Origin of the sequence: Escherichia sp. XD33, assembly GCF_019375075.1 — a bacterium.
Taxonomy (GTDB): Bacteria; Pseudomonadota; Gammaproteobacteria; order Enterobacterales; family Enterobacteriaceae; genus Enterobacter; species Enterobacter flexneri_A.
On record NZ_JAENDM010000018.1, the window covers coordinates 1 to 25152 of the forward strand.

General features: G+C 50.7%; 20 protein-coding genes and 1 pseudogene. 13 read left to right on the forward strand and 8 right to left on the reverse strand.

What is annotated here, in order from left to right; translation table 11 throughout:
- Positions 1-167 (reverse strand): IS1 family transposase (locus K0778_RS12445; protein WP_047664789.1); only part of this gene is annotated, 167 nt, incomplete at its 3' end.
- A 601-nt stretch (positions 168-768) separates the two neighbouring features.
- On the opposite strand from K0778_RS12445, the gene dcuB reads away from it, so the two are divergent.
- The 3 genes from dcuB (at position 769) to K0778_RS12460 (ending at position 4585) form a co-directional block, all read left to right on the forward strand.
- The gene (dcuB, locus tag K0778_RS12450; RefSeq protein ID WP_000899522.1) at positions 769-2109 is read left to right on the forward strand and encodes an anaerobic C4-dicarboxylate transporter DcuB; all 1341 of its coding nucleotides are present in this window, start codon (positions 769-771) and stop codon (positions 2107-2109) included.
- Positions 2110-2186: 77 nt separating this feature from the next.
- Positions 2187-3833 carry a class I fumarate hydratase gene (gene fumB / locus K0778_RS12455; protein ID WP_000066707.1) on the forward strand — a complete coding sequence of 549 codons (1647 nt, stop codon included), beginning with the start codon at positions 2187-2189 and terminating at the stop codon, positions 3831-3833.
- A 122-nt stretch (positions 3834-3955) separates the two neighbouring features.
- Positions 3956-4585 (forward strand): DUF2238 domain-containing protein, encoded by a 630-nt coding sequence (locus K0778_RS12460; RefSeq protein ID WP_000198773.1) that lies wholly within the window; start codon positions 3956-3958, stop codon positions 4583-4585.
- Between the two features lie 138 nt (positions 4586-4723).
- Here the strand turns inward: K0778_RS12460 and melB are convergent, their stop codons facing one another.
- Both melB and melA read right to left on the reverse strand, forming a co-directional pair.
- On the reverse strand, positions 4724-6145 hold the full coding sequence (gene melB, locus K0778_RS12465) for a melibiose:sodium transporter MelB (protein WP_000028114.1): 1422 nt from the start codon (positions 6143-6145) through the stop codon (positions 4724-4726).
- A gap of 102 nt (positions 6146-6247) precedes the next feature.
- The gene (melA, locus tag K0778_RS12470) at positions 6248-7603 is read right to left on the reverse strand and encodes an alpha-galactosidase (RefSeq protein ID WP_000986601.1); all 1356 of its coding nucleotides are present in this window, start codon (positions 7601-7603) and stop codon (positions 6248-6250) included.
- 282 nt (positions 7604-7885) lie between these two features.
- Here melA and melR point away from each other — a divergent pair, with 282 nt between their 5' ends.
- The 7 genes from melR to pmrB all read left to right on the forward strand — a co-directional run bounded on the left by melR (position 7886) and on the right by pmrB (position 17333).
- Positions 7886-8794, forward strand: a complete 909-nt coding sequence (gene melR / locus K0778_RS12475) for a transcriptional regulator MelR (protein WP_001090758.1) — start codon at positions 7886-7888, stop codon at positions 8792-8794.
- Positions 8795-8992: 198 nt separating this feature from the next.
- A complete protein-coding gene (adiA, locus tag K0778_RS12480) occupies positions 8993-11260 on the forward strand; it encodes an arginine decarboxylase (RefSeq protein WP_001381593.1) in 2268 nt (755 codons plus the stop codon).
- Positions 11261-11584: 324 nt separating this feature from the next.
- Entirely contained in the window at positions 11585-12346 is a 762-nt protein-coding gene (gene adiY, locus K0778_RS12485) for a DNA-binding transcriptional activator AdiY (RefSeq protein WP_001217060.1), read from the forward strand.
- Between the two features lie 136 nt (positions 12347-12482).
- Positions 12483-13820 (forward strand): arginine/agmatine antiporter, encoded by a 1338-nt coding sequence (gene adiC / locus K0778_RS12490; RefSeq protein WP_000093154.1) that lies wholly within the window; start codon positions 12483-12485, stop codon positions 13818-13820.
- 103 nt (positions 13821-13923) lie between these two features.
- Positions 13924-15567, forward strand: a complete 1644-nt coding sequence (gene eptA, locus K0778_RS12495; RefSeq protein WP_000919792.1) for a phosphoethanolamine transferase EptA — start codon at positions 13924-13926, stop codon at positions 15565-15567.
- Positions 15564-16232: a two-component system response regulator BasR gene (gene basR, locus K0778_RS12500; protein WP_000697915.1), complete on the forward strand. Its 669-nt coding sequence runs from the start codon at positions 15564-15566 to the stop codon at positions 16230-16232. The genes eptA and basR overlap by 4 nt, the downstream gene beginning before the upstream one ends.
- Positions 16233-17333, forward strand: coding sequence for a two-component system sensor histidine kinase PmrB (pmrB, locus tag K0778_RS12505; protein ID WP_001051092.1), 1101 nt, complete (start codon positions 16233-16235; stop codon positions 17331-17333).
- On the opposite strand, the gene pmrR is transcribed toward pmrB, so the two are convergent.
- The 4 genes from pmrR to crfC all read right to left on the reverse strand — a co-directional run bounded on the left by pmrR (position 17309) and on the right by crfC (position 22379).
- Positions 17309-17398 carry an LpxT activity modulator PmrR gene (gene pmrR / locus K0778_RS12510; RefSeq protein ID WP_000797657.1) on the reverse strand — a complete coding sequence of 30 codons (90 nt, stop codon included), beginning with the start codon at positions 17396-17398 and terminating at the stop codon, positions 17309-17311. The genes pmrB and pmrR overlap by 25 nt on opposite strands.
- Positions 17399-17509: 111 nt before the next feature.
- The gene (proP, locus tag K0778_RS12515) at positions 17510-19012 is read right to left on the reverse strand and encodes a glycine betaine/L-proline transporter ProP (RefSeq protein WP_001298520.1); all 1503 of its coding nucleotides are present in this window, start codon (positions 19010-19012) and stop codon (positions 17510-17512) included.
- A 263-nt stretch (positions 19013-19275) separates the two neighbouring features.
- Complete coding sequence (locus tag K0778_RS12520; RefSeq protein WP_063084648.1) at positions 19276-20154, reverse strand: YjcZ-like family protein; 879 nt, start codon at positions 20152-20154, stop codon at positions 19276-19278.
- On the reverse strand, positions 20091-22379 hold the full coding sequence (crfC, locus tag K0778_RS12525) for a clamp-binding protein CrfC (RefSeq protein ID WP_072651192.1): 2289 nt from the start codon (positions 22377-22379) through the stop codon (positions 20091-20093). The genes K0778_RS12520 and crfC overlap by 64 nt, the downstream gene beginning before the upstream one ends.
- 400 nt (positions 22380-22779) lie before the next feature.
- On the opposite strand from crfC, the gene K0778_RS12530 reads away from it, so the two are divergent.
- Entirely contained in the window at positions 22780-23115 is a 336-nt protein-coding gene (locus K0778_RS12530; RefSeq protein ID WP_001300891.1) for a zinc ribbon domain-containing protein YjdM, read from the forward strand.
- Between the two features lie 200 nt (positions 23116-23315).
- Here the strand turns inward: K0778_RS12530 and K0778_RS28590 are convergent.
- A pseudogene (locus K0778_RS28590) lies at positions 23316-23624 on the reverse strand (hypothetical protein); the annotation flags it as partial.
- A gap of 148 nt (positions 23625-23772) precedes the next feature.
- Here K0778_RS28590 and yjdN point away from each other — a divergent pair.
- Together yjdN and phnC are read left to right on the forward strand one after the other, a co-directional pair.
- Positions 23773-24216, forward strand: coding sequence for a VOC family metalloprotein YjdN (gene yjdN, locus K0778_RS12535; protein WP_001131339.1), 444 nt, complete (start codon positions 23773-23775; stop codon positions 24214-24216).
- Between the two features lie 132 nt (positions 24217-24348).
- Entirely contained in the window at positions 24349-25137 is a 789-nt protein-coding gene (gene phnC, locus K0778_RS12540; RefSeq protein WP_001193408.1) for a phosphonate ABC transporter ATP-binding protein, read from the forward strand.
- The last annotated feature ends 15 nt before the right edge of the window (positions 25138-25152 follow it).

Here is a 25152-nt window from a genome sequence, read left to right on the forward strand (position 1 = left end):
ATTTTCTGGTGCGTACCGGGCTGAGAGGCGGTGTAAGTGAACTGTAGTTGCCATGTTTTACGGCAATGAGAGCAGAGATAGCGCTGATGTCCGGCAGTGCTTTTGCCGTTACGCACCACGCCTTCAGTAGCGGAGCAGGAAGGACATCTGATGGAAATGGAAGCCACGCAAGCACCTTAAAATCACCATCATACACTAAATCAGTAAGTTGGCAGCATTACCATAATTATTACCGTAATGCAAAATACCCCTGGCACAAGTTACATCCTTCATCAGTAAAACTTGTGCCAGATCAAATATAATTATCCCTCCATCATCGCTAAAAATTAATATCTCTTCAGGTGAACGGTGTTTTTAATTTCAAAACGCTAACAAAAGTTAATTAACTATTATGTCACCCGCATTATGTGTATTTTTACCCACAAATGGGTAGATCAGATTAATCTATAAACCTAATGACATCTGCCCTGAGAACAAAAAATAGACCGATAAATATCAATAAGATAACAGCAAACAAAACATTAACATCTGCGCAGTACAAACTATAAACCCATCGCCAGAGAGTCTTTCTCTCTGAAAAAGCCGCTTATCACAGTGCATAAATTTGCCGCTGCTTTAATCAGCCAATATTCACTGTGAGGTATTTGCTAAAGCCGGTAACGACCAAACGGATATTTAGTCAGGCTCTGAAAACAGTTCATACAAAACAGAACGTGACTGTGATCTATTCAGCAAAAATTTAAATAGGATTATCGCGAGGGTTCACACATGTTATTTACTATCCAACTTATCATAATACTGATATGTCTGTTTTATGGTGCCAGAAAGGGTGGTATCGCGCTGGGTTTATTAGGCGGTATCGGTCTGGTCATTCTGGTCTTCGTCTTCCACCTTCAGCCAGGTAAACCACCAGTTGATGTCATGCTGGTTATCATTGCGGTGGTGGCGGCATCGGCGACCTTGCAAGCTTCGGGCGGTCTTGATGTCATGCTGCAAATTGCCGAGAAGCTGCTGCGCCGCAACCCGAAATATGTCTCAATTGTCGCGCCGTTTGTGACCTGTACACTGACCATTCTTTGCGGTACGGGTCATGTGGTTTACACCATTCTGCCGATCATCTACGACGTCGCCATTAAGAACAACATCCGTCCGGAACGTCCGATGGCGGCAAGTTCTATCGGTGCACAGATGGGGATTATCGCCAGTCCGGTGTCGGTTGCGGTCGTGTCTCTGGTTGCGATGCTGGGTAATGTCACCTTTGATGGTCGCCATCTTGAGTTCCTCGATCTGCTGGCAATCACCATTCCATCGACGTTAATCGGTATCCTGGCGATCGGTATCTTCAGCTGGTTCCGCGGTAAAGATCTGGATAAAGACGAAGAGTTCCAGAAATTCATCTCCGTACCGGAAAACCGTGAGTATGTTTACGGTGATACCGCGACGCTGCTGGATAAAAAACTGCCGAAAAGCAACTGGCTGGCAATGTGGATTTTCCTCGGGGCAATCGCTGTAGTCGCCCTTCTTGGTGCTGATTCGGACCTGCGTCCATCCTTCGGCGGCAAACCGCTGTCGATGGTACTGGTTATTCAGATGTTTATGCTGCTGACCGGGGCGCTGATTATTATCCTGACCAAAACCAATCCCGCGTCTATCTCAAAAAACGAAGTCTTCCGTTCCGGTATGATCGCCATCGTGGCGGTGTACGGTATCGCATGGATGGCAGAAACCATGTTCGGTGCGCATATGTCTGAAATTCAGGGCGTACTGGGTGAAATGGTGAAAGAGTATCCGTGGGCCTATGCCATTGTTCTGCTGCTGGTTTCCAAGTTTGTAAACTCTCAGGCTGCGGCGCTGGCGGCGATTGTTCCGGTCGCGCTGGCGATCGGCGTTGATCCGGCATACATCGTGGCTTCAGCACCGGCTTGCTACGGTTATTACATCCTGCCGACTTATCCGAGCGATCTGGCAGCGATTCAGTTTGACCGTTCCGGCACCACCCACATCGGTCGCTTCGTCATCAACCACAGCTTTATTCTGCCGGGGTTGATTGGTGTGAGCGTATCGTGCGTCTTCGGCTGGATCTTCGCCGCGATGTACGGGTTCTTATAAATGCACTTTGCGTGCCGCCCGTGACTACGCGGCACGCCATTTTCGAATAACAAATACAGAGTTACAGGCTGGAAGCTATGTCAAACAAACCCTTTATCTACCAGGCACCTTTCCCGATGGGGAAAGACAATACCGAATACTATCTACTCACTTCCGATTACGTTAGCGTTGCCGACTTCGACGGCGAAACCATCCTGAAAGTGGAACCAGAAGCCCTGACCCTGCTGGCGCAGCAAGCCTTTCACGACGCTTCTTTTATGCTCCGCCCGGCACACCAGAAACAGGTTGCGGCTATTCTTCACGATCCAGAAGCCAGCGAAAACGACAAGTACGTGGCGCTGCAATTCTTAAGAAACTCCGAAATCGCCGCCAAAGGCGTGCTGCCGACCTGCCAGGATACCGGCACCGCGATCATCGTCGGTAAAAAAGGCCAGCGCGTGTGGACCGGCGGCGGTGATGAAGAAACGCTGTCGAAAGGCGTCTATAACACCTATATCGAAGATAACCTGCGCTATTCACAGAATGCGGCGCTGGACATGTACAAAGAGGTCAACACCGGCACTAACCTGCCTGCGCAAATCGACCTGTACGCGGTAGATGGCGATGAGTACAAATTCCTTTGCGTTGCGAAAGGCGGCGGCTCTGCCAACAAAACGTATCTCTACCAGGAAACCAAAGCCCTGCTGACTCCCGGCAAACTGAAAAACTTCCTCGTCGAGAAAATGCGTACCCTCGGTACTGCAGCCTGCCCGCCGTACCATATCGCGTTTGTGATTGGCGGTACGTCTGCGGAAACCAACCTGAAAACCGTCAAGTTAGCAAGCGCTCACTATTACGATGAACTGCCGACGGAAGGGAACGAACATGGTCAGGCGTTCCGCGATGTCCAGCTGGAACAGGAACTGCTGGAAGAGGCCCAGAAACTCGGTCTTGGCGCGCAGTTTGGCGGTAAATACTTCGCGCACGACATTCGCGTTATCCGTCTGCCACGTCACGGCGCATCCTGCCCGGTCGGCATGGGCGTCTCCTGCTCCGCTGACCGTAACATTAAAGCGAAAATCAACCGCGAAGGTATCTGGATCGAAAAACTGGAACACAACCCAGGCCAGTACATTCCACAAGAACTGCGCCAGGCCGGTGAAGGCGAAGCGGTGAAAGTTGACCTTAACCGCCCGATGAAAGAGATCCTCGCCCAGCTTTCGCAATACCCGGTATCCACTCGTTTGTCGCTCACCGGCACCATTATCGTGGGCCGAGATATTGCACACGCCAAGCTGAAAGAGCTGATTGACGCCGGTAAAGAACTTCCGCAGTACATCAAAGATCACCCGATCTACTACGCGGGTCCGGCGAAAACCCCTGCCGGTTATCCATCAGGTTCACTTGGCCCAACCACCGCAGGCCGTATGGACTCCTACGTGGATCTGCTGCAATCCCACGGCGGCAGCATGATCATGCTGGCGAAAGGTAACCGCAGTCAGCAGGTTACCGACGCGTGTCATAAACACGGCGGCTTCTACCTCGGTAGCATCGGCGGTCCGGCGGCGGTACTGGCGCAGCAGAGCATCAAGCATCTGGAGTGCGTCGCTTATCCGGAGCTGGGTATGGAAGCTATCTGGAAAATCGAAGTAGAAGATTTCCCGGCGTTTATCCTGGTCGATGACAAAGGTAACGACTTCTTCCAGCAAATCGTCAACAAACAGTGCGCGAACTGCACTAAGTAACCTCTTCGGCCCAGCGCCTGGCAGCATGCTGCCAGGTGATCCCCCTGGGCCACCTCTTTTGCGATTGTAATTTCACGCTTGCTGGTGAATAGTCAGTATTTTCCCTGATTTGCGAACTCACCATGACCCGCACACTCAAGCCGTTAATTCTTAACACCAGCGCACTGACGCTAACGTTAATCCTGATTTATACCGGCATTTCGGCCCATGACAAACTCACCTGGCTGATGGAAGTGACACCGGTGATTATTGTCGTGCAGCTACTGCTTGCCACCGCCAGACGTTATCCGTTAACGCCGCTGCTCTATACGCTCATTTTCCTTCACGCCATCATCCTGATGGTCGGCGGACAATACACCTACGCGAAAGTCCCCGTTGGTTTTGAGGTGCAGGAATGGCTGGGGTTGAGTCGTAATCCGTATGACAAGCTGGGGCACTTTTTCCAGGGGCTGGTGCCTGCACTGGTGGCACGAGAAATTCTCGTTCGCGGGATGTACGTGCGCGGACGTAAAATGGTGGCGTTCCTGGTCTGCTGCGTGGCGCTGGCGATAAGCGCGATGTATGAATTAATCGAGTGGTGGGCAGCGCTGGCAATGGGTCAGGGAGCGGATGATTTTCTCGGCACCCAGGGCGACCAGTGGGACACGCAATCCGATATGTTCTGCGCGCTGCTTGGCGCATTAACGACGGTGATATTCCTCGCTCGCTTTCATTGCCGCCAGCTACGGCGCTTTGGCTTGATAACCGGATAACAACTTGCGCTTTGTTGATGCCGGATGCGGCGTGAATTCCTTATCCGGTCTACAAAATTTGCAAATCCAAAGCATTACATTAAGACGTGGCCTGATAAACATATCGCATCAGGCCATTTTCGTTAGCTATTGTCCACGTCAGGCTTTCACATCACTCACTGCACCGACCGGAATATCAGCATGAACAGGCTCGGGCGGTACTTTGCGATATTTATCCAGCAGATGGATCTGGATCCTGCGCAGCGTGTCACCATTGAGGCGATAGAAACGGAAGTAGAGAATCAGCGTTACCATGAAAAACAGAGTTGGTAGAGCAATCATAATAAACTGCATACCTAATAGGGCTTGCGTAGACTGTTCAACATTCGGTACATAGCCAATCATCCCTAACACAACCGCAATGAAAAAAGCCGCAAAGGCTGAACCGCCCTTCACCACCATAGTCTGCACGGAGTAAGCGATACTTTCACAGCGTACGTGCAGTTTATATTCACCGTAATCAACGGTATCTGCCACCATGATGACCTGTAATACCCAGAAAAGCGCCGTTCCCACATTCAGCAAAATACCCGCAATCACAATGAGGACGACGTTGTGATAGCTCATTAATGCCATTAACAGGAGAACACCACAGCTTAACACCGGAAGAATAGATGCTCCGGCCCATAAAATGCGTCGGGATAATGATTTAACTAAGCGTGGGAAGAATACTAACGTCACCAGGTTAGCAGCTCCCGCATACGACAGATAATAGGGGAACAAATCCGCATCACCGATAACATATGAGAAATAATAGATAGCAAAGCCGGTAATAATGTTGCTGGCTACATTATAAGCAAGAGCCATACCCAAGAGGCATGAAAGCTGATCGTTTTTATAAATTAGCGCAACGATGGCTTTAAGTGTCAGATGGCTTCCTTCAGCAGACGGTTGATTGTCTGACGAAAAGACTTCATGCACATTGCGCAGAGTGATGATGGTTGAAACAATAAAAAAGGCGATCAGTACCAGAGTGAACATCTGAAAGCCAAATCCCCGATCGCCACCGCCGACATAATTAACAAATGGTAGCGTCACACCTGCCGTAACAAAGCCTGCCAGACTGGCAAAAAAACGCGGATAAGGAACCAGTTGTTCGCGCTCACGTTTATCGAGCGTGATGGTTGGAACCAGCGACCAGAAGGGAATATCCATAATGGTGTAAGTCATGCCCCAGAGGATGTAGGTCACGCAAACAAAGACAATCTGAGTAGTACCTTCAAACAGATGCGCACTAAAGAGGAGAAATAAGATTACAGAGTTTGCCAACGTACCGATCAGGATCCAGGGTTTGAACTTACCCCATCGCGATCGCGTAGCATTTACAATCCATCCCATAATCGGATCGTTAATAGCATCCCAGATCCTCGCCACCAGAAACAAAGTACCGACCAAACCCACAGACAGCCCGACGACATCGGTGTAGTAATACATGAGGTACATATACACAATGCCGATCGCAAAATCCTTCCCGAACGCTCCAAATCCATAACTGAGTTTTGTAGTCATTGAAATGCTCATAGGGTATCGGGTCGCTGTTACCAACGCCCGCCTTCTGTTATTGGTATCGTCAGAGGTGTGCGCCGGAATAAATCCCCCGGCGCAGTAGCGTTTAGTCGCGTTTTAACGGTGCAACCAGCCTGGCAGCCAGTCGCCGTGGGCGGCAATCAGGTCGTCAACAAGAGCATATATTTCGTCAATGCCCAGCACGGCGGCAGTATGCGGGTCCATCATCGCGGCGTGGTAAACACGGTCGCGATTTTCCGTAAGAATAGCTTCGGTCAGCAGCGTCTGTACGTTGATGTTGGTTTGCATCAGGGCGGCCAGATGCGAAGGTAGCGTACCGACTTTGGTCGGCTGAATGCCATTAGCATCAACCAGACAGGCTACTTCCACGCAACATCCTTGTGGCAGGTTATCAATCAAACCATCGTTACGGACGTTGCCGTAAATCACACTCGGCTCGCCAGTCCAGATAGCGTTCATGATTGTGCTGGCATATTCCCGTGACGGTTTAATATCAATCCGGGAGGCTTTTTTATACTCCTCCAGCTCTTTATGCCAGTTCGCCAGCTGCTCGACGCAGCGTTTCGGGTACTCATCCAGCGGTACTTTATAACGCTCAATCAAATCCTCACGACCTGGCTTAATAAACCACGGTGTGTACTCAGCAAAATGTTCTGACGATTCCGTGACGAAATAGCCCAGCTTTTTGAACATTTCGTAGCGCACAATATTCTGGCAGCGAGTATTGCCATGAATATTCGGCTTCGGTGCCTGCCCTGCTTCATAAGCCGCCAGCAGTTCCGGGTAGAGATTCACATAACTGCCGTCGGCGGTTTTGCGCTCCAGCTCCAGGTAAAACGCCATATGGTTGATACCTGCGCAACGGTAACGCAGCGTAGCTGGGTCGATATTGAGGTCACGCGCCAACTCTTCCGCCGTTCCCTGCACCGAATGGCACAGCCCGACCTGTTTGATATGCGGATAGCGGGCATACATCGCCCAGGTATTCATCGCCATTGGGTTAACATAGTTGAGCATGGTGGCATCGGGGCAGACTTCCGTCATGTCCTCGCAAATTTGCCACAGATGCGGAATGGTACGTAGCGCGCGCATAATACCGCCCGGCCCCAACGTATCGGCAATGGTTTGTTCCAGACCATGCCGCTTACAGACCTCGAAATCAGTCACCGTGCAAGGTTCATAACCGCCAATCTGAAATGCCACCACGACAAAATCGGCATCCTCTAAGGCTTCTTTCTGTTGGGTGTGGCAGGTGATTTTGCCGCTGGCCCCTGCTGAATCCATCAGCTTACGCACCACAATATGCGACTCTTCCAGGCGGGTGGGGTCAATGTCCATCAGGGCAATATGCGCCGTTTTCAGCGCCTCGCGATGGAACACATCACCAAGAATATTTTTAACGAAAATCGTCGAACCAGCGCCGATAAATGTAATTTTGGGTGCAGACATCATGCAGATCTCCTGGCTTGCTTGAATAACTTCATCATGGCAGGCGAATCTGCAGAAAACCTCCGGCTTCCAGGTTGAGCATTCCCATAAACTCAGATCCTGCGTGAAGCAGCAGTAAATCTGAGTTTATGGGAATAAATTACCTGAAAAGCAGAGTTTTCGGCCTCATGATACTCGGAGAGTCCCCTCGCCCCTCTGGGAAGAGGGTGAAAACCGTGCTCCCACTCGCAGTCATCCTCCCTCACTCCTGCCATAATTCTGATATTCTAGGAAAGAGAGCCATCCATGAATACAGATACGTTTATGTGCAGCAGCGACGAAAAACAGACCCGCAGCCCGCTGTCGCTGTATTCGGAATACCAGCGGATGGAGATTGAGTTTCGCGCACCGCATATCATGCCCACCAGCCACTGGCATGGTCAGGTCGAAGTGAATGTGCCTTTCGATGGCGATGTGGAATACCTGATCAACAATGAAAAAGTGAATATCAATCAGGGTCATATCACGCTGTTCTGGGCCTGTACACCGCACCAACTAACAGATACCGGAACCTGTCAGAGCATGGCGATTTTTAATCTGCCGATGCATCTGTTTCTCTCCTGGCCGCTGGATAAAGACCTGATTAACCACGTCACTCACGGCATGGTGATCAAATCACTGGCCACACAGCAACTTAGCCCGTTTGAAGTGCGCCGCTGGCAGCAGGAATTAAACAGTCCGAACGAGCAAATTCGCCAGCTCGCCATTGATGAAATTGGCCTGATGCTCAAGCGATTTAGCCTCTCTGGCTGGGAACCGATTCTGGTCAATAAAACCTCGCGCACACACAAAAACAGCGTCTCGCGCCATGCGCAATTTTATGTTAGCCAGATGCTGGGCTTTATTGCCGAAAACTATGATCAGGCGCTGACCATCAACGATGTGGCTGAGCACGTCAAACTTAACGCCAACTATGCAATGGGGATATTCCAGCGGGTCATGCAATTGACGATGAAACAGTACATTACCGCGATGCGCATCAACCACGTTCGCGCGTTACTGAGCGATACCGATAAAAGTATTCTCGATATTGCCCTGACGGCAGGCTTTCGTTCAAGTAGTCGTTTTTACAGCACGTTCGGCAAATATGTCGGCATGTCGCCGCAACAATACCGCAAACTTAGCCAACAGCGCCGCCAGACGTTTCCCGGCTAAAGACGATATCAGTATCAGCCAAAAAAATAGTTTAGCCGTCGATAATAAGCAGTGAAAATAATTTAAAATAATCACATAACGTATTGTTTATAAAACTAAATATTTCAAAAATGTTTGTTTTTCACGCGCTTTACAGCCCGAAAAGGCCGGAAGATACTTGCCCGCAACGAAGATTCCTTCATAACCGGGTAAGCAATGATGAAAGTATTAATTGTTGAAAGCGAGTTTCTCCATCAAGACACCTGGGTCGGTAACGCCGTTGAGCGTCTGGCAGATGCTTTAAGCCAGCAAAATGTTACCGTGATTAAATCCACCTCCTTTGATGATGGTTTTGCCATTCTCTCTTCAAACGAAGCCATTGACTGCCTGATGTTCAGCTATCAAATGGAACATCCGGACGAACATCAAAACGTCAGACAATTGATCGGTAAGCTTCATGAGCGCCAACAAAACGTGCCGGTCTTCCTGTTGGGCGATCGGGAAAAAGCCCTCGCCGCAATGGATCGCGACCTGCTGGAGCTTGTCGATGAATTCGCCTGGATTCTGGAAGATACCGCCGACTTTATCGCCGGACGCGCCGTTGCCGCGATGACCCGCTACCGCCAGCAGCTGTTGCCGCCACTGTTCAGCGCGCTGATGAAATATAGTGACATCCATGAATATTCCTGGGCAGCGCCAGGCCACCAGGGCGGCGTTGGTTTTACCAAAACACCCGCCGGACGTTTCTACCATGACTACTATGGTGAAAATCTGTTCCGCACCGACATGGGCATCGAACGAACTTCCCTCGGTTCTTTGCTTGACCATACTGGCGCATTTGGCGAAAGCGAAAAATATGCCGCACGCGTATTTGGTGCCGATCGCTCCTGGTCGGTAGTCGTCGGTACTTCCGGCTCTAACCGCACCATCATGCAGGCTTGCATGACCGATAACGATGTCGTGGTCGTTGACCGTAACTGCCATAAATCCATCGAACAAGGTTTGATGCTGACAGGCGCGAAACCGGTCTATATGGTGCCAAGCCGCAACCGCTACGGCATTATCGGGCCAATCTATCCGCAGGAAATGCAACCTGAAACCTTGCAGAAGAAAATCAGTGAAAGCCCGCTGACCAAAGACAAAGCCGGGCAAAAACCGTCTTACTGCGTGGTGACCAACTGCACCTATGACGGCGTGTGTTATAACGCTAAAGAAGCGCAGGATCTGCTGGAAAAAACCTCCGATCGTCTGCACTTTGACGAAGCCTGGTACGGCTATGCACGTTTCAACCCGATCTATGCCGATCACTATGCCATGCGCGGCGAACCTGGCGATCACAACGGTCCTACCGTTTTCGCCACCCACTCCACCCACAAACTGCTGAATGCGCTGTCACAGGCTTCTTATATTCATGTACGTGAAGGTCGTGGGGCGATTAACTTCTCCCGCTTCAACCAGGCCTACATGATGCATGCCACCACCTCCCCGCTGTATGCCATCTGCGCATCCAACGACGTGGCGGTGTCGATGATGGACGGCAACAGCGGCCTGTCACTGACACAGGAAGTGATTGACGAAGCGGTTGATTTCCGTCAGGCGATGGCGCGGCTATATAAAGAGTTCACCGCTGACGGTAGCTGGTTCTTCAAACCGTGGAACAAAGAAGTCGTCACCGACCCACAAACCGGCAAAACCTATGACTTTGCTGACGCACCAACCAAACTGCTGACCACCGTTCAGGACTGCTGGGTAATGCATCCGGGCGAAAGCTGGCACGGCTTCAAAGATATTCCGGATAACTGGAGTATGCTCGACCCGATTAAAGTCAGCATCCTTGCTCCGGGAATGGGTGAAGATGGTGAACTGGAAGAAACCGGTGTTCCGGCGGCGCTGGTCACTGCCTGGCTTGGTCGCCACGGCATTGTACCTACCCGCACCACTGACTTCCAAATTATGTTCCTGTTCTCTATGGGCGTAACCCGTGGGAAATGGGGAACTCTGGTTAACACCCTTTGCTCCTTCAAACGCCACTATGACGCCAACACACCGCTGGCGCAGGTGATGCCGGAACTTGTTGAACAATATCCTGACACTTACGCGAACATGGGGATTCACGATCTTGGTGACACCATGTTTGCCTGGCTGAAAGAAAACAACCCTGGCGCACGGTTGAACGAAGCCTATTCCGGCCTGCCGGTGGCGGAAGTCACCCCGCGTGAAGCGTACAACGCGATTGTCGACAACAATGTCGAACTGGTATCCATTGAAAATCTGCCAGGACGCATCGCGGCAAACTCAGTTATCCCGTATCCGCCAGGAATCCCGATGCTGCTGTCTGGTGAAAACTTCGGCGATAAAAACAGTCCGCAAGTAAGTTATTTACGCTCGCTGCAATCCTGGGACCACCATTTCCCTGGATTTGAACACGAAACTGAAGGGACTGAAATTATTGACGGTATTTACCACGTTATGTGCGTGAAAGCGTAACCACTATTCCGCTGAAGGCGTAATTGTTTAAATAACATTACGCCGCCTGGCCTTAGGCCTTTTGAGTATGGCAACGTTTTCATAAAAATTGCTGCAAACAAAAATGTCATACTTTTTGCGCGGCCCCACCCCGCGCTTTTTTTTGCCTGTTATTTATCCTGTAAAAAAATATGTACATGAGAAATTACTATAAAAATTTGTACTATTAGTAAAACTCGTTATTTTTATGCATGTTTATATTCATCATACAATTATATAACCATTTCCCGGTATCGCTTTGCTTTAGCGAGAACTGGTCTTTTATTCGCACTCAGGAGTACATGTATGAGGATTTGCAGCGACCAACCTTGTATTGTTTTATTGACTGAAAAAGATGTCTGGATAAGGGTGAATGGGAAAGAACCTATTAGCCTTAAAGCTAACCATATGGCGTTATTAAATTGTGAAAATAATATTATCGACGTCTCCTCTCTTAACAACACTTTGGTTGCTCATATTAGTCACGACATCATCAAAGATTACCTCCGGTTTCTGAATAAAGATCTCTCGCAAATACCAGTATGGCAACGTAGCGCTACGCCCATACTCACCCTGCCATGCCTGACGCCAGACGTCTTTCGCGTTGCCGCGCAACACAGCATGATGCCCGCAGAAACTGAGTCAGAAAAGGAACGAACACGCGCATTATTATTCACGGTGCTATCCCGTTTTCTCGACAGTAAAAAATTCGTTTCATTAATGATGTATATGTTACGTAATTGTGTAAGTGACAGCGTTTATCAAATTATTGAAAGCGATATTCACAAAGACTGGAATCTTAGTATGGTAGCCAGTTGTTTATGTCTTAGCCCAAGTCTGTTAAAGAAAAAGTTGAAAAGCGAAAACACCAGTTATAGCCAAATAATCACCACCTGCCGCATGCGTTATGCCGTAAATGAATTAATGATGGACGGTAAAAATATCTCTCAGGTATCACAGTCCTGCGGCTACAACAGTACGTCGTACTTTATTTCTGTCTTTAAAGACTTCTACGGTATGACGCCGCTGCATTATGTTAGTCAGCACAGAGAACGCACTGTCGCCTGATTTTTAACCTTAACGAAGAGCTATATTAATAACGGCATCAGCGATAACCCGGTCGATAATAATTCAACTATCGAATGCAGGCGTATGATATGACGTAATTTATTGTCACGAAGCTCGCCTTCGCAGGAGTTTAATTATGTCTTCGGATGCTGATGCTCACAAAGTGGGCTTAATCCCCGTCACCCTGATGGTGTCGGGGAATATTATGGGGTCAGGTGTTTTTCTGTTACCTGCAAACCTGGCCTCGACTGGCGGGATTGCCATTTATGGATGGTTGGTGACGATTATCGGTGCGCTGGGGCTCTCGATGGTATACGCCAAAATGTCGTTCCTCGATCCAAGTCCTGGTGGTTCTTACGCTTACGCCCGCCGCTGCTTTGGCCCGTTTCTCGGTTATCAAACCAACGTCCTCTACTGGCTGGCCTGCTGGATCGGCAATATCGCCATGGTGGTCATTGGCGTAGGATATTTAAGTTACTTCTTCCCGATTCTGAAAGATCCATTGGTATTAACCATCACCTGCGTCGTGGTGCTGTGGATCTTCGTCCTGCTGAACATTGTCGGTCCGAAAATGATCACCCGTGTGCAGGCAGTTGCCACCGTGCTGGCGCTGATCCCCATCGTCGGGATTGCCGTATTTGGCTGGTTCTGGTTCCGTGGTGAAACCTATATGGCGGCATGGAACGTCAGCGGCCTGGGCACCTTCGGTGCAATTCAAAGTACCCTTAACGTTACGCTGTGGTCGTTCATCGGTGTGGAAAGTGCCTCCGTTGCCGCAGGTGTGGTGAAAAACCCGAAACGCAATGTCCCTATCGCCACCATTGGTGGGGTATTGATTGCCGCCGTTTGCTATGTACTTTCTACCACCGCGATTATGGGGATGATCCCTAATGCCGCACTGCGCGTTTCTGCTTCGCCATTCGGTGATGCCGCACGGATGGCGTTGGGTGACACCGCCGGGGCCATTGTTTCCTTCTGCGCAGCTGCGGGTTGCTTAGGTTCACTGGGCGGCTGGACGTTGCTGGCGGGTCAAACGGCGAAAGCCGCTGCCGATGACGGACTGTTCCCACCAATTTTTGCCCGTGTAAATAAAGCGGGTACGCCAGTGGCGGGGCTGATTATCGTCGGTATTTTGATGACCATCTTCCAGCTCAGCAGCATTTCACCAAACGCGACCAAAGAGTTCGGTCTGGTTTCTTCCGTCTCGGTCATCTTTACACTGGTGCCATATCTTTACACCTGTGCGGCGTTACTGCTGCTCGGACACGGTCACTTTGGTAAAGCACGCCCGGCATATCTGGCAGTTACTACCATTGCCTTCCTCTACTGCATCTGGGCCGTGGTGGGGTCCGGAGCGAAAGAGGTTATGTGGTCATTTGTCACCCTGATGGTCATCACCGCCATGTATGCGCTGAATTACAACCGGCTACATAAAAACCCGTATCCCTTAGATGCACCAATAAGCAAAGATTAATTCCCCTTAATCCAGCAAACATAAAAGCCAACCTTAAGAACTTAAGGTTGGCTTAATTTTGCTTTGCGAGCATATGCGCACTTTGTTCGATGGAAACACCGTGATGTTGAAGCGCCTACTAAAAAGACCCTCTTTGAATTTACTCGCCTGGCTATTGTTGGCCGCTTTTTATATCTCTATCTGCCTGAATATTGCCTTTTTTAAACAGGTGTTGCAGGCGCTGCCGCTGGATTCGCTGCATAACGTACTGGTTTTCTTGTCGATGCCGGTCGTCGCTTTCAGCGTGATTAATATTGTCCTGACACTAAGCTCTTTCTTATGGCTTAATCGACCACTGGCCTGCCTGTTTATTCTGGTTGGCGCGGCTGCACAATATTTCATAATGACTTACGGCATCGTCATCGACCGCTCGATGATTGCCAATATTATTGATACCACTCCGGCAGAAAGTTATGCGCTGATGACACCGCAAATGTTATTAACGCTGGGATTCAGCGGCGTGCTTGCTGCGCTGATTGCCTGCTGGATAAAAATCAAACCTGCCACCTCGCGTCTGCGCAGTGTTCTTTTCCGTGGAGCCAATATTCTGGTTTCTGTACTACTGATTTTGCTGGTCGCCGCACTGTTTTATAAAGACTACGCCTCGTTGTTCCGCAATAACAAAGAGCTGGTGAAATCCTTAAGCCCCTCTAACAGCATTGTTGCCAGCTGGTCATGGTACTCCCATCAGCGACTGGCAAATCTGCCGCTGGTGCGAATTGGTGAAGACGCGCACCGCAACCCGTTAATGCAGAACGAAAAACGTAAAAATTTGACCATCCTGATTGTCGGCGAAACCTCGCGGGCGGAGAACTTCTCCCTCAACGGCTACCCGCGTGAAACTAACCCGCGGCTGGCGAAAGATAACGTGGTCTATTTCCCTAATACCGCATCTTGCGGCACGGCAACGGCAGTTTCAGTACCGTGCATGTTCTCGGATATGCCGCGTGAGCACTACAAAGAAGAGCTGGCACAGCACCAGGAAGGCGTGCTGGATATCATTCAGCGAGCGGGCATCAACGTGCTGTGGAATGACAACGATGGCGGCTGTAAAGGTGCCTGCGACCGCGTGCCTCACCAGAACGTCACCGCGCTGAATCTACCTGATCAGTGCATCAACGGCGAATGCTATGACGAAGTGCTGTTCCACGGGCTTGAAGAGTACATCAATAACCTGCAAGGTGATGGCGTGATTGTCTTACACACCATCGGCAGCCACGGTCCGACCTATTACAACCGCTATCCGCCTCAGTTCAGGAAATTTACCCCAACCTGCGACACCAATGAGATCCAGACCTGTACCAAAGAGCAACTGGTGAACACTTACGACAACACGCTGGTTTACGTCGACTATATTGTTGATAAAGCGATTAATCTGCTGAAAGAACATCAGGATAAATTTACCACCAGCCTGGTTTATCTTTCTGACCACGGTGAATCGTTAGGTGAAAATGGCATCTATCTGCACGGTCTGCCTTATGCCATCGCCCCGGATAGCCAAAAACAGGTGCCGATGCTGCTGTGGCTGTCGGAGGATTATCAAAAACGGTATCAGGTTGACCAGAACTGCCTGCAAAAACAGGCGCAAACGCAACACTATTCACAAGACAATTTATTCTCCACGCTATTGGGATTAACTGGCGTTGAGACGAAGTATTACCAGGCTGCGGATGATATTCTGCAAACTTGCAGGAGAGTGAGTGAATGAAAATTCTGATTGTTGAAGACGATACGCTGTTATTGCAGGGACTGATTCTGGCGGCGCAAACCGAAGGCTACGCGTGCGATGGCGTGACAACCGCGCGGATGGCGGAACAAAGCCTTGAGGCAGGTCATTACAGCCTGGTGGTACTGGATTTAGGGTTACCCGACGAAGATGGACTGCATTTTCTCGCCCGTATCCGGCAGAAAAAATATACCCTGCCGGTACTGATCCTCACCGCTCGCGATACGCTGACCGACAAAATCGCCGGGCTGGATGTCGGTGCCGACGACTATCTGGTGAAGCCTTTTGCGCTGGAAGAGTTACATGCCCGTATCCGCGCCCTGCTACGACGCCATAATAATCAGGGCGAAAGTGAGCTGATTGTTGGCAATCTGACGCTGAACATGGGTCGCCGTCAGGTATGGATGGGCGGTGAAGAGTTGATTCTGACGCCCAAAGAATATGCTCTGCTGTCACGGTTAATGCTCAAAGCAGGCAGTCCGGTGCATCGGGAAATTCTCTACAACGACATCTATAACTGGGACAATGAACCCTCGACCAACACCCTGGAAGTGCATATCCACAATCTGCGCGACAAAGTGGGCAAAGCCCGTATCCGCACCGTGCGCGGCTTTGGCTATATGCTGGTCGCGAATGAGGAAAACTAATTGAATCTGATGCATTTTCTGCGCCGACCAATATCGCTGCGCCAACGGCTGATATTGACCATCGGGGCCATTTTGTTGGTGTTTGAGCTGATCAGCGTCTTCTGGCTATGGCATGAAAGTACCGAGCAGATTCAGCTGTTTGAGCAGGCGCTACGCGACAATCGCAACAACGATCGCCACATCATGCGTGAGATCCGCGAGGCGGTCGCCAGCCTGATTGTCCCCGGCGTCTTTATGGTCAGCCTGACGCTATTTATCTGCTATCAGGCGGTACGCCGCATCACCCGCCCGCTGGCGGAGCTGCAAAAAGAGCTGGAAGCGCGCACCGCCGACAACTTAACGCCCATTGCCATTCACAGCGCCACCCTCGAAATCGAAGCGGTGGTTTCGGCGTTAAACGATCTGGTCAGTCGCCTGACCAGCACGCTGGATAACGAAAGGTTGTTTACCGCTGACGTCGCGCACGAACTGCGAACGCCACTGGCGGGGGTGCGTTTGCATCTGGAACTGCTGGCGAAAACGCATCACATTGATGTAGCACCGTTAGTGGCACGGCTTGATCAGATGATGGAGAGCGTCTCCCAGCTGCTGCAACTGGCGCGTGCCGGACAGTCATTTTCTTCCGGTAATTATCAACATGTAAAACTGCTGGAAGATGTCATTCTCCCCTCGTATGACGAACTCAGTACCATGCTCGACCAGCGACAGCAAACCCTGCTATTGCCAGAGAGCGCCGCCGACATCACCGTTCAGGGTGATGCAACCCTGCTGCGGATGTTATTGCGAAACCTGGTAGAAAACGCCCATCGTTACAGCCCGCAAGGCAGCAACATTATGATTAAGCTGCAAGAAGATGACGGAGCGGTCATGGCAGTTGAAGATGAAGGACCAGGTATTGATGAGAGTAAATGCGGGGAGTTGAGTAAAGCGTTTGTACGTATGGACAGCCGTTATGGCGGGATTGGTCTGGGGTTAAGTATTGTCAGCCGCATTACACAGTTGCATCACGGGCAGTTTTTCCTGCAAAACCGGCAAGAGACTTCCGGCACGCGGGCCTGGGTACGGCTGAAGAAAGATCAGTACGTGGCAAACCAGATATAAAGAAAGCTGCTGACCACCAGCACGCTGAACACGGTAGTTAAACTTTCATAAACACGGTTTTTCATTGCACTCTCCTCCGTTAACCTGGAGGAGAGTATGCGCGTCAGAGATTAAGTGAACCTTAAGAGTTCAATTGGCCTGATAAGACAGCGTCACATCAGGCCATCCGTTTCAGCTTATTCATCAATTCGCGGATGTTGCTGCACCAGGCGGGTACGTTTCGCCTGCAAATCGGCAATCTCGTGGTCAATATCATCGATTTTCTGCTCGATATTATCGTAATGCTCGACGAGAATTTCCTTCGCTTCCTGTATATCTGACGCCGCCGGTGTCGCACCTTTCAACGGACGATTTGCCGTCTCTTTCATGGTTACGCCGGTGATTAAACCAACCACCGCCACTACCATCAGGTAATAGGCAGGCATCATCAGATTCTGCGAGCTTTCGACCAGCCAGGCCGCCAGCGTTGGCGTCAGACCGGCAACCAGCACCGAAATATTAAATGCCGCCGCCAGCGCGCTGTAACGGATATGCGTCGGGAACATCGCTGGCAAGGTAGAAGCCATAACGCCCGTAAAGCAGTTAAGGATCACCGCCAGCATCAGTAACCCGGCAAAAATCAGGCCGATGACGTTACTGTTAATCAGAATAAACGCCGGGATCGCCAACACAAACAGGGCAACACTACCAAGTAGCACAAACGGACGACGGCCAAAACGGTCACTCAGCAAGCCCATCACCGGCTGGACAAACAGCATACCGATCATAATGGCGATAATAATCAGCACCCCGTGGTCTTCGGAGTAATGCAGGTTATGCGACAAATAACTCGGCATATAGGTCAGCAACATGTAGTAAGTCACGTTGGTGGCAATTACCAGACCAATACATGTCAACAGGCTGCGCCAGTATTTAGTGGCAATCTCTTTAAACGAGACTTTCGGGCCATCCTGCAAACCTTCACGGTCGCCCTGTTCCAGTTTATCGACATGCTGCTGGAACGCCGGAGTCTCTTCCAGCGCATGGCGCAGGTAAAGCCCGATAATCCCTAACGGCAGAGCGATAAAGAACGGAATACGCCAGCCCCAATCGAGGAAGTTCGCTTCGCCGACAATGGTCGAAATTAACACCACCACGCCCGCACCCAGCACAAACCCGGCAATAGAACCGAAGTCCAGCCAGCTGCCCATAAAGCCACGTTTACGGTCAGGGGAGTATTCCGCAACAAATATCGACGCCCCGGTATATTCACCGCCGACCGAGAAACCTTGTGCCATCTTACAGATCAACAGCAGAATCGGTGCCCAAATACCAATCGTGTCGTAGGACGGTATTAAGCCAATACAGAACGTACTGATCGACATAATCACAATAGTGATAGCGAGGATCTTCTGGCGACCATATTTATCGCCCAACATACCAAAGAAGAGTCCGCCAAGCGGTCGAATCAGAAAGGGAACGGAGAAAGTGGCAAGTGCAGCAACCATCTGCACGCTGGGGTCAGCCCCCGGGAAAAAAACTTTACCTAATGCGTAAGCAACAAAACCATAAACACCAAAATCGAACCATTCCATTGCATTACCCAGTGATGCTGCGGTAATGGCTTTACGCAGTTTACCGTCATCAATAATGGTGACATCACGAAGGGTAATCGGTTTTACTTTTTTCCTTTTCAGCATAGCTTTCCTCGCAGAGTTGGCCCATTTCCGCAAACGCCAGAAAAATCAGCGCGACGGCCGCAAAAGGGGAGCGGGAATTGCAGGATGCAATCTCTGTAACAAGCGTAGCGGGTTTGCTTACACCCTCCGGTTAAGGAATGTACAATCAAACCAGTTGACGCCTGAATTGGGCAGTTAATGACCTTTTTACCCTACCAGTGTTTAAATTTGTGATCAACTTCACACATGGATTTCGTTTAGGACTCATTGATGTAACTGATTATTTACGCCAAATTTACAGAGAAGATTTCCTCGAGCATTGCCCCCGCCAGACGCTGCGCTGAACAGAGTCGTGGCATCCCCAGCGCGACAGTTTGCCAGCGTTGGGTCACTGACCAGCAAACGGGTTGTTTATCTGCCGTGGTCCACTTTCCCAGCCAACTTAAAAAATCAGCATGCTCCCCGCCCGTCGGAACGGTCGAAGAGGCAAACCACTGATGGTAATAGTGACGCGTGGTCGGTGCCGCATTGATACTCTCTGCCAGATGTTGTGTCGCTTTCTCGAGCAAATCACCCAGCAACAACGCCACCGCTTGCGGGCTTCCCAGACGGCAGGCATCGCCAAATGCCCCCCAGCGCAACTCCTCCAGAACGATAAAACAGCGCCCAGGCAACGACCAGGCGTTATACGCCCCAGCACGCCAGCGGGTAAAAATTTGCTCGCTCTGATCACCTGCCTGCACCAGTAGGCCTCGTTGCGTTAACGCCTTTTCCTTCCAGCGACAACGGGCTGAAAACCACTCATACAAGGCGGCAATTTGCTGGGGGAGCTCCGGGAAAGCAGAGTGCTGGCGGTGATCCATTTTTTGCAGCAGCGCCAGATGCTGCGCGATCTGCGTCAGTGCCAGATGACCGGGATCCAGCATCGACGCCAGTTTTTCCACCAATGTCAGACGCAGGCTAAGCGGCGCATTTAACATGCCGCCGTTCGTCCATGTCTGAAGCTGCACACGCGAAAGAAGTTCCTGCATCAGTCGTTCACGAAACTGCTGCTGATGGGCTTGTGGAAGGCGGGCATCATCACCCTGCGCCAGATCCACTAAAAAGCGGGGATAAACCGACTCCAGCACGCGACCGGGGCCGTCAAGTAACGTCTTGGCCAATATCGTTCTGCCGTGAAAAGTGTTTGAATATCATCGCGTAACAGCTGGGCGTCGGTGTAAATCCAGCCGTGAGTCATCACAGTCTGCTGCAATTGCTGCTGCATCAGCCTGACCACCGATTCATTTTGTTGACGCAGAGCCAGACTTTCGCGTAAACGCGTCTGTAATTCCGTCAAACATGAAGCGAACTCAGCGAAAAAAGTATTCATGCCTGCCGTAACAGATTCATCGACCTGCTCTGCCAGAACTTTAGCCATTTGTTGGCAATAGAGATCGACTTCTGCGCTTAATGCTCGTTGCAACACACTGTAATCAACCGTTTCTGTCGGTGATTTCTCATTTCCCCGTCCCCAGTCGGGCTGATTCAACCAGCGCGAAAAAGTCTCACGCACAACGCCTAAACGCGTGCTCTGCTCGTCCGTTGCTTCCTGGCGCGAAATGACTTCACTGAACAGCTGGCGAGTGTTGAAGTGGGGAACTACGCCGTGAAAAACAGGAAAATGAAACCCAGGACGAAACCCTGACTCGCTCAATTCCATTTTGACTTGTTGCTCAATGGGGCGAATAACATCGGTTAACACCCGGCAAAGGGTGGATTCAAGCTCGGCAAAACGCAGCGTAAAGTCGCGACTGATGGTGTTCTGCGCCGTCTGTAACAGTGTCTCACAGCGGGTACGAATCTCGCTTAACGGCTCCGAATCATCCTGAAACAAGGCGGCTAACTGCACCTTCAGCGCATCTTGCTGTTGACGCAGAAAGTGGTTGGCGGAGGTCAGGGCCAGCTCGATTTCATGTTTAATCTCGCCGCTCACCTGCGCCTGATTGAGTTGCAATAGCTGCAAACTTTCTTCGATCTGGTGGATATTTTGCCGCAATTGTTCACAAGCGACGTTTAACCCGTGCGCACGAAAATCCAGGTATTCCCGCGCCTGCTGCGCGTAATTCAACAGTTTATGCGCGGCAGATCGCAGAGCATACAACGAGGCGTTAGCGTAAGCGGCATGAAGCAACGCCTGAATTGGCTGGGCGAACAGCGAATCTTCCCACAACTGATCGGCAGCATGACGAATATGTTCGAGGTCCGCCAGATCGGCATGACGCCAGCGCCTGCCAAGCGCGGCATGGGCAAAATCTTCCACCCAGCGTTGTTGCTCTGGCGGTGGTAACTTACCGTTGTTGGCTAACTCATAGCGCGCCCGATTCGCCAGGTAGCCCCACATCGACGACACCGGAAATATCTGCTGTGGCGTAATACAGCCTTTCATCAGCGTCCCGGAAATCAGTGCCCGCACCTGGTCGGCGTCGTCACTGTTACGATCCTGTTGATCGAACTTATTGACCAGCACGTACAGCGGCACCGATTGCCCCACCGCCAAAATCGCCTCACGGACCTCTTCATCGGAGATCGATTTCAGTTGCGTATAATCCAGCACCGCCAGTACCGCCGAGGCGCGTGCCAGCTGCTGGTTAAGCATTTTTTGCAGATGCGGTTGCCCGGCTTCATTTGGCCCGGGGGTATCCAGTAACGTCAACTGACCGGGATAACTCTCCAGCCCCGCTAGATGGACAAACTCCACTTCAATCACGGGAATATGCTCAATGGCGGCGTAAGCAGAAAAAGGAAAATCGACGTCCAGCGCCTTCGCCAGTCGCACTAAATCATTCAAACTTTTCAGACAATGAAAAATAGGCTGGGCACCCAGATAATATTTTTCGAAAGCGACGCCATTTTCGATCCGCTGCATAAGCGCACGCATATCTTTATCTATTTCCAGCACATCGGTCAGATGCTTAATATCGCAATCACGCAGGCGCTGTTGTAATTGTTGAATTAAACAATCGATTGGCGCGACATGTGAAAAATGCAGTACCGGTTCCTTTTGCCCGGGCGTATGGCGAATAAGCGTCGGCAGCGCAGTCATTGGGCGATTACGATTAGGCAGAACCTCCGTACCAACAATGGCATTAATGGTGGTTGATTTCCCTGCTTTCATGGTACCGACAATTGCAAGCACCATTTCCAGTCGGGAAATTTTACGCAACTCATTATTCAGCATCGCGTGACGTTCGGCGATATTAGGCTGACTCCAGGGTAAAGCCAGTTGTGGCGCGTCGTCTCCGGGTACAGAGAGAGGCATTTTTTCCAGTAACTGCAACTGTTGGCGAGAAAGCTGTAACAGGCGTTCAGCCTCCTGACTTAACTCATACAGGGTCTGTGTGTACATAGAAAATTCTTCCTTAAAGCAAATTTTGTTATTTTATTTAGCCAGATTGTTTTTGAGTTCTGTTTTCGGCTTTTATAATTACTGCAAGAAATAATTTTATATTTAGCGTGTTGTTTTTTATCAGAATAAATAACGTCTTCTGATACGTTTAAAACGTCAGAAAGATAAAAATATCATGTGAATTAAAAAAAGAACAAGTAGAGCATTAACATTATCTTAAATAATAAATAGAGGCAAAAAGATTATTTTCTTTTTGCGTTTCCTTTCAAATGAAAACGATCGTCGTCTAAAATCAGCAGTACCCCCGACAAACTCAGGGATTTTGTGTATAATTGCGGCCTTTTTCGGCAATCTGCCGTTTTTTGGCGCTTTTGCCCTGCTGACTTTTGAGGAAATCCACATGTCATTACCACACTGCCCAAAATGCAACTCCGAATACACCTACGAAGATAACGGCATGTACATCTGCCCGGAATGTGCCTACGAATGGAACGACGCAGAACCTGCACAGGAAAGCGACGAGCTGATCGTTAAAGATGCTAACGGCAATCTGCTGGCTGACGGCGACAGCGTTACCATCATTAAAGATCTGAAGGTGAAAGGTAGCTCTTCGATGCTGAAAATTGGCACCAAAGTGAAAAACATCCGCCTGGTTGAAGGCGACCATAACATCGATTGCAAAATCGACGGTTTTGGTCCGATGAAACTGAAATCTGAGTTTGTGAAAAAGAACTGATTGTATTGTGATCGGTAAGCCGGATAAGGCGCTCGCGCCGCATCCGGCAACGGTGCCAGATGCCTGATGCGACGCTTGCGCGTCTTATCAGGCCTACAAATTCCCGCACCCTCCGTAGGCCGGATAAGGCGTTTACGCCGCATCCGGCAACGGTGCCGACTGCCTGATGCGACGCTTGCGCGTCTTATCAGGCCTACAAATTCCCGCACCCTCCGTAGGCCGGATAAGGCGTTTACGCCGCATCCGGCAACAGTGCCAACTGCCTGATGCGACGCTTGCGCGTCTTATCAGGCCTACAAATTCCCGCACCCTCCGTAGGCCGGATAAGGCGTTTACGCCGCATCCGGCAACGGTGCCGACTGCCTGATGCGACGCTTGCGCGTCTTATCAGGCCTACAAATTCCCGCACCCTCCGTAGGCCGGATAAGGCGTTTACGCCGCATCCGGCAATGGTGCCGACTGCCTGATGCGACGCTTGCGCGTCTTATCAGGCCTACAAATTCCCGCACCCTCCGTAGGCCGGATAAGGCGTTTACGCCGCATCCGGCAACAGTGCCGACTGCCTGATGCGACGCTCGCGCGTCTTATCAGGCCGCCTCTCATCTGTATAAATTTCGAACTACACTTAACTGGCTTCTCTTAACTGAGGTCACCATCATGCCGTTAAGTCCCTACCTCTCTTTTGCCGGTAACTGTTCCGACGCGATTGCCTATTATCAACGTACGTTGGGCGCGGAACTGCTCTATAAAATCAGCTTCGGCGAAATGCCAAAATCAGCGCAGGACAGCGCCGAGAACTGCCCTTCCGGAATGCAATTTCCCGATACCGCCATCGCCCACGCCAATGTGCGCATTGCCGGAAGCGACATCATGATGAGCGATGCCATGCCGTCAGGAAAAGCCAGCTACTCCGGCTTTACGCTGGTGCTCGATTCGCAACAGGTCGAAGAAGGAAAACGCTGGTTTGACAATCTTGCCGCTAACGGAAAAATCGAAATGGCCTGGCAGGAAACTTTCTGGGCGCATGGCTTTGGCAAAGTCACCGATAAATTTGGCGTACCGTGGATGATTAATGTCGTCAAACAACAACCAACGCAATAACCCGCCGGGAGGCCCGCCCTCCCGCACTGTCATCGAATTCCCGTTAACTCTTCATCTGTTAGTCACTTTTAATTAACCAAATCGTCACAATAATCCGCCACGATGGAGCCACTTTTTTAGGGAGGCTGCATCATGCAAACGATTATCCGTGTCGAGAAGCTCGCCAAAACCTTCAATCAGCATCAGGCGCTGCATGCGGTTGATCTGAACATTCATCACGGTGAAATGGTGGCTCTGCTTGGGCCGTCGGGTTCCGGAAAATCCACCCTTTTACGTCACTTAAGCGGTTTGATTACCGGCGATAAATCTGTCGGTAGCCATATCGAGCTGCTGGGCCGCACAGTCCAGCGCGAAGGCCGCCTGGCCCGCGATATCCGCAAAAGCCGCGCCCATACCGGCTACATATTCCAACAATTCAACCTGGTGAACCGCCTGAGCGTACTGGAGAACGTGCTGATTGGCGCGCTCGGCAGCACGCCGTTCTGGCGCACCTGTTTTAGCTGGTTCACCGGCGAGCAGAAACAGCGCGCGTTACAGGCGCTGACCCGCGTTGGCATGGTGCATTTTGCCCATCAGCGCGTTTCCACCCTCTCCGGCGGCCAGCAGCAACGTGTGGCGATTGCCCGTGCGCTGATGCAGCAGGCGAAAGTGATTCTGGCCGATGAACCCATCGCCTCGCTGGACCCAGAATCAGCGCGCATCGTGATGGACACCCTGCGCGACATCAATCAGAACGACGGCATCACCGTGGTCGTCACGCTGCATCAGGTGGATTACGCCCTGCGCTACTGCGAACGCATCGTCGCCCTGCGCCAGGGGCACGTTTTCTACGACGGCAGCAGCCAACAGTTTGATAACGAACGTTTTGACCATCTCTACCGCAGCATTAATCGCATCGAAGAGAACGCGAAAGCTGCCTGACATCCCCATCATTGA

Coding starts and splice junctions, on each gene's coding strand:
- dcuB (WP_000899522.1), top strand. CDS start 769: ATGTTATTTACTATCCAACTTATCATAATACTGATATGTCTGTTTTAT.
- fumB (WP_000066707.1), top strand. CDS start 2,187: ATGTCAAACAAACCCTTTATCTACCAGGCACCTTTCCCGATGGGGAAA.
- K0778_RS12460 (WP_000198773.1), top strand. CDS start 3,956: ATGACCCGCACACTCAAGCCGTTAATTCTTAACACCAGCGCACTGACG.
- melB (WP_000028114.1), bottom strand. CDS start 6,145: ATGAGCATTTCAATGACTACAAAACTCAGTTATGGATTTGGAGCGTTC.
- melA (WP_000986601.1), bottom strand. CDS start 7,603: ATGATGTCTGCACCCAAAATTACATTTATCGGCGCTGGTTCGACGATT.
- melR (WP_001090758.1), top strand. CDS start 7,886: ATGAATACAGATACGTTTATGTGCAGCAGCGACGAAAAACAGACCCGC.
- adiA (WP_001381593.1), top strand. CDS start 8,993: ATGAAAGTATTAATTGTTGAAAGCGAGTTTCTCCATCAAGACACCTGG.
- adiY (WP_001217060.1), top strand. CDS start 11,585: ATGAGGATTTGCAGCGACCAACCTTGTATTGTTTTATTGACTGAAAAA.
- adiC (WP_000093154.1), top strand. CDS start 12,483: ATGTCTTCGGATGCTGATGCTCACAAAGTGGGCTTAATCCCCGTCACC.
- eptA (WP_000919792.1), top strand. CDS start 13,924: ATGTTGAAGCGCCTACTAAAAAGACCCTCTTTGAATTTACTCGCCTGG.
- basR (WP_000697915.1), top strand. CDS start 15,564: ATGAAAATTCTGATTGTTGAAGACGATACGCTGTTATTGCAGGGACTG.
- pmrR (WP_000797657.1), bottom strand. CDS start 17,398: ATGAAAAACCGTGTTTATGAAAGTTTAACTACCGTGTTCAGCGTGCTG.
- proP (WP_001298520.1), bottom strand. CDS start 19,012: ATGCTGAAAAGGAAAAAAGTAAAACCGATTACCCTTCGTGATGTCACC.
- crfC (WP_072651192.1), bottom strand. CDS start 22,379: ATGTACACACAGACCCTGTATGAGTTAAGTCAGGAGGCTGAACGCCTG.
- K0778_RS12530 (WP_001300891.1), top strand. CDS start 22,780: ATGTCATTACCACACTGCCCAAAATGCAACTCCGAATACACCTACGAA.
- yjdN (WP_001131339.1), top strand. CDS start 23,773: ATGCCGTTAAGTCCCTACCTCTCTTTTGCCGGTAACTGTTCCGACGCG.
- phnC (WP_001193408.1), top strand. CDS start 24,349: ATGCAAACGATTATCCGTGTCGAGAAGCTCGCCAAAACCTTCAATCAG.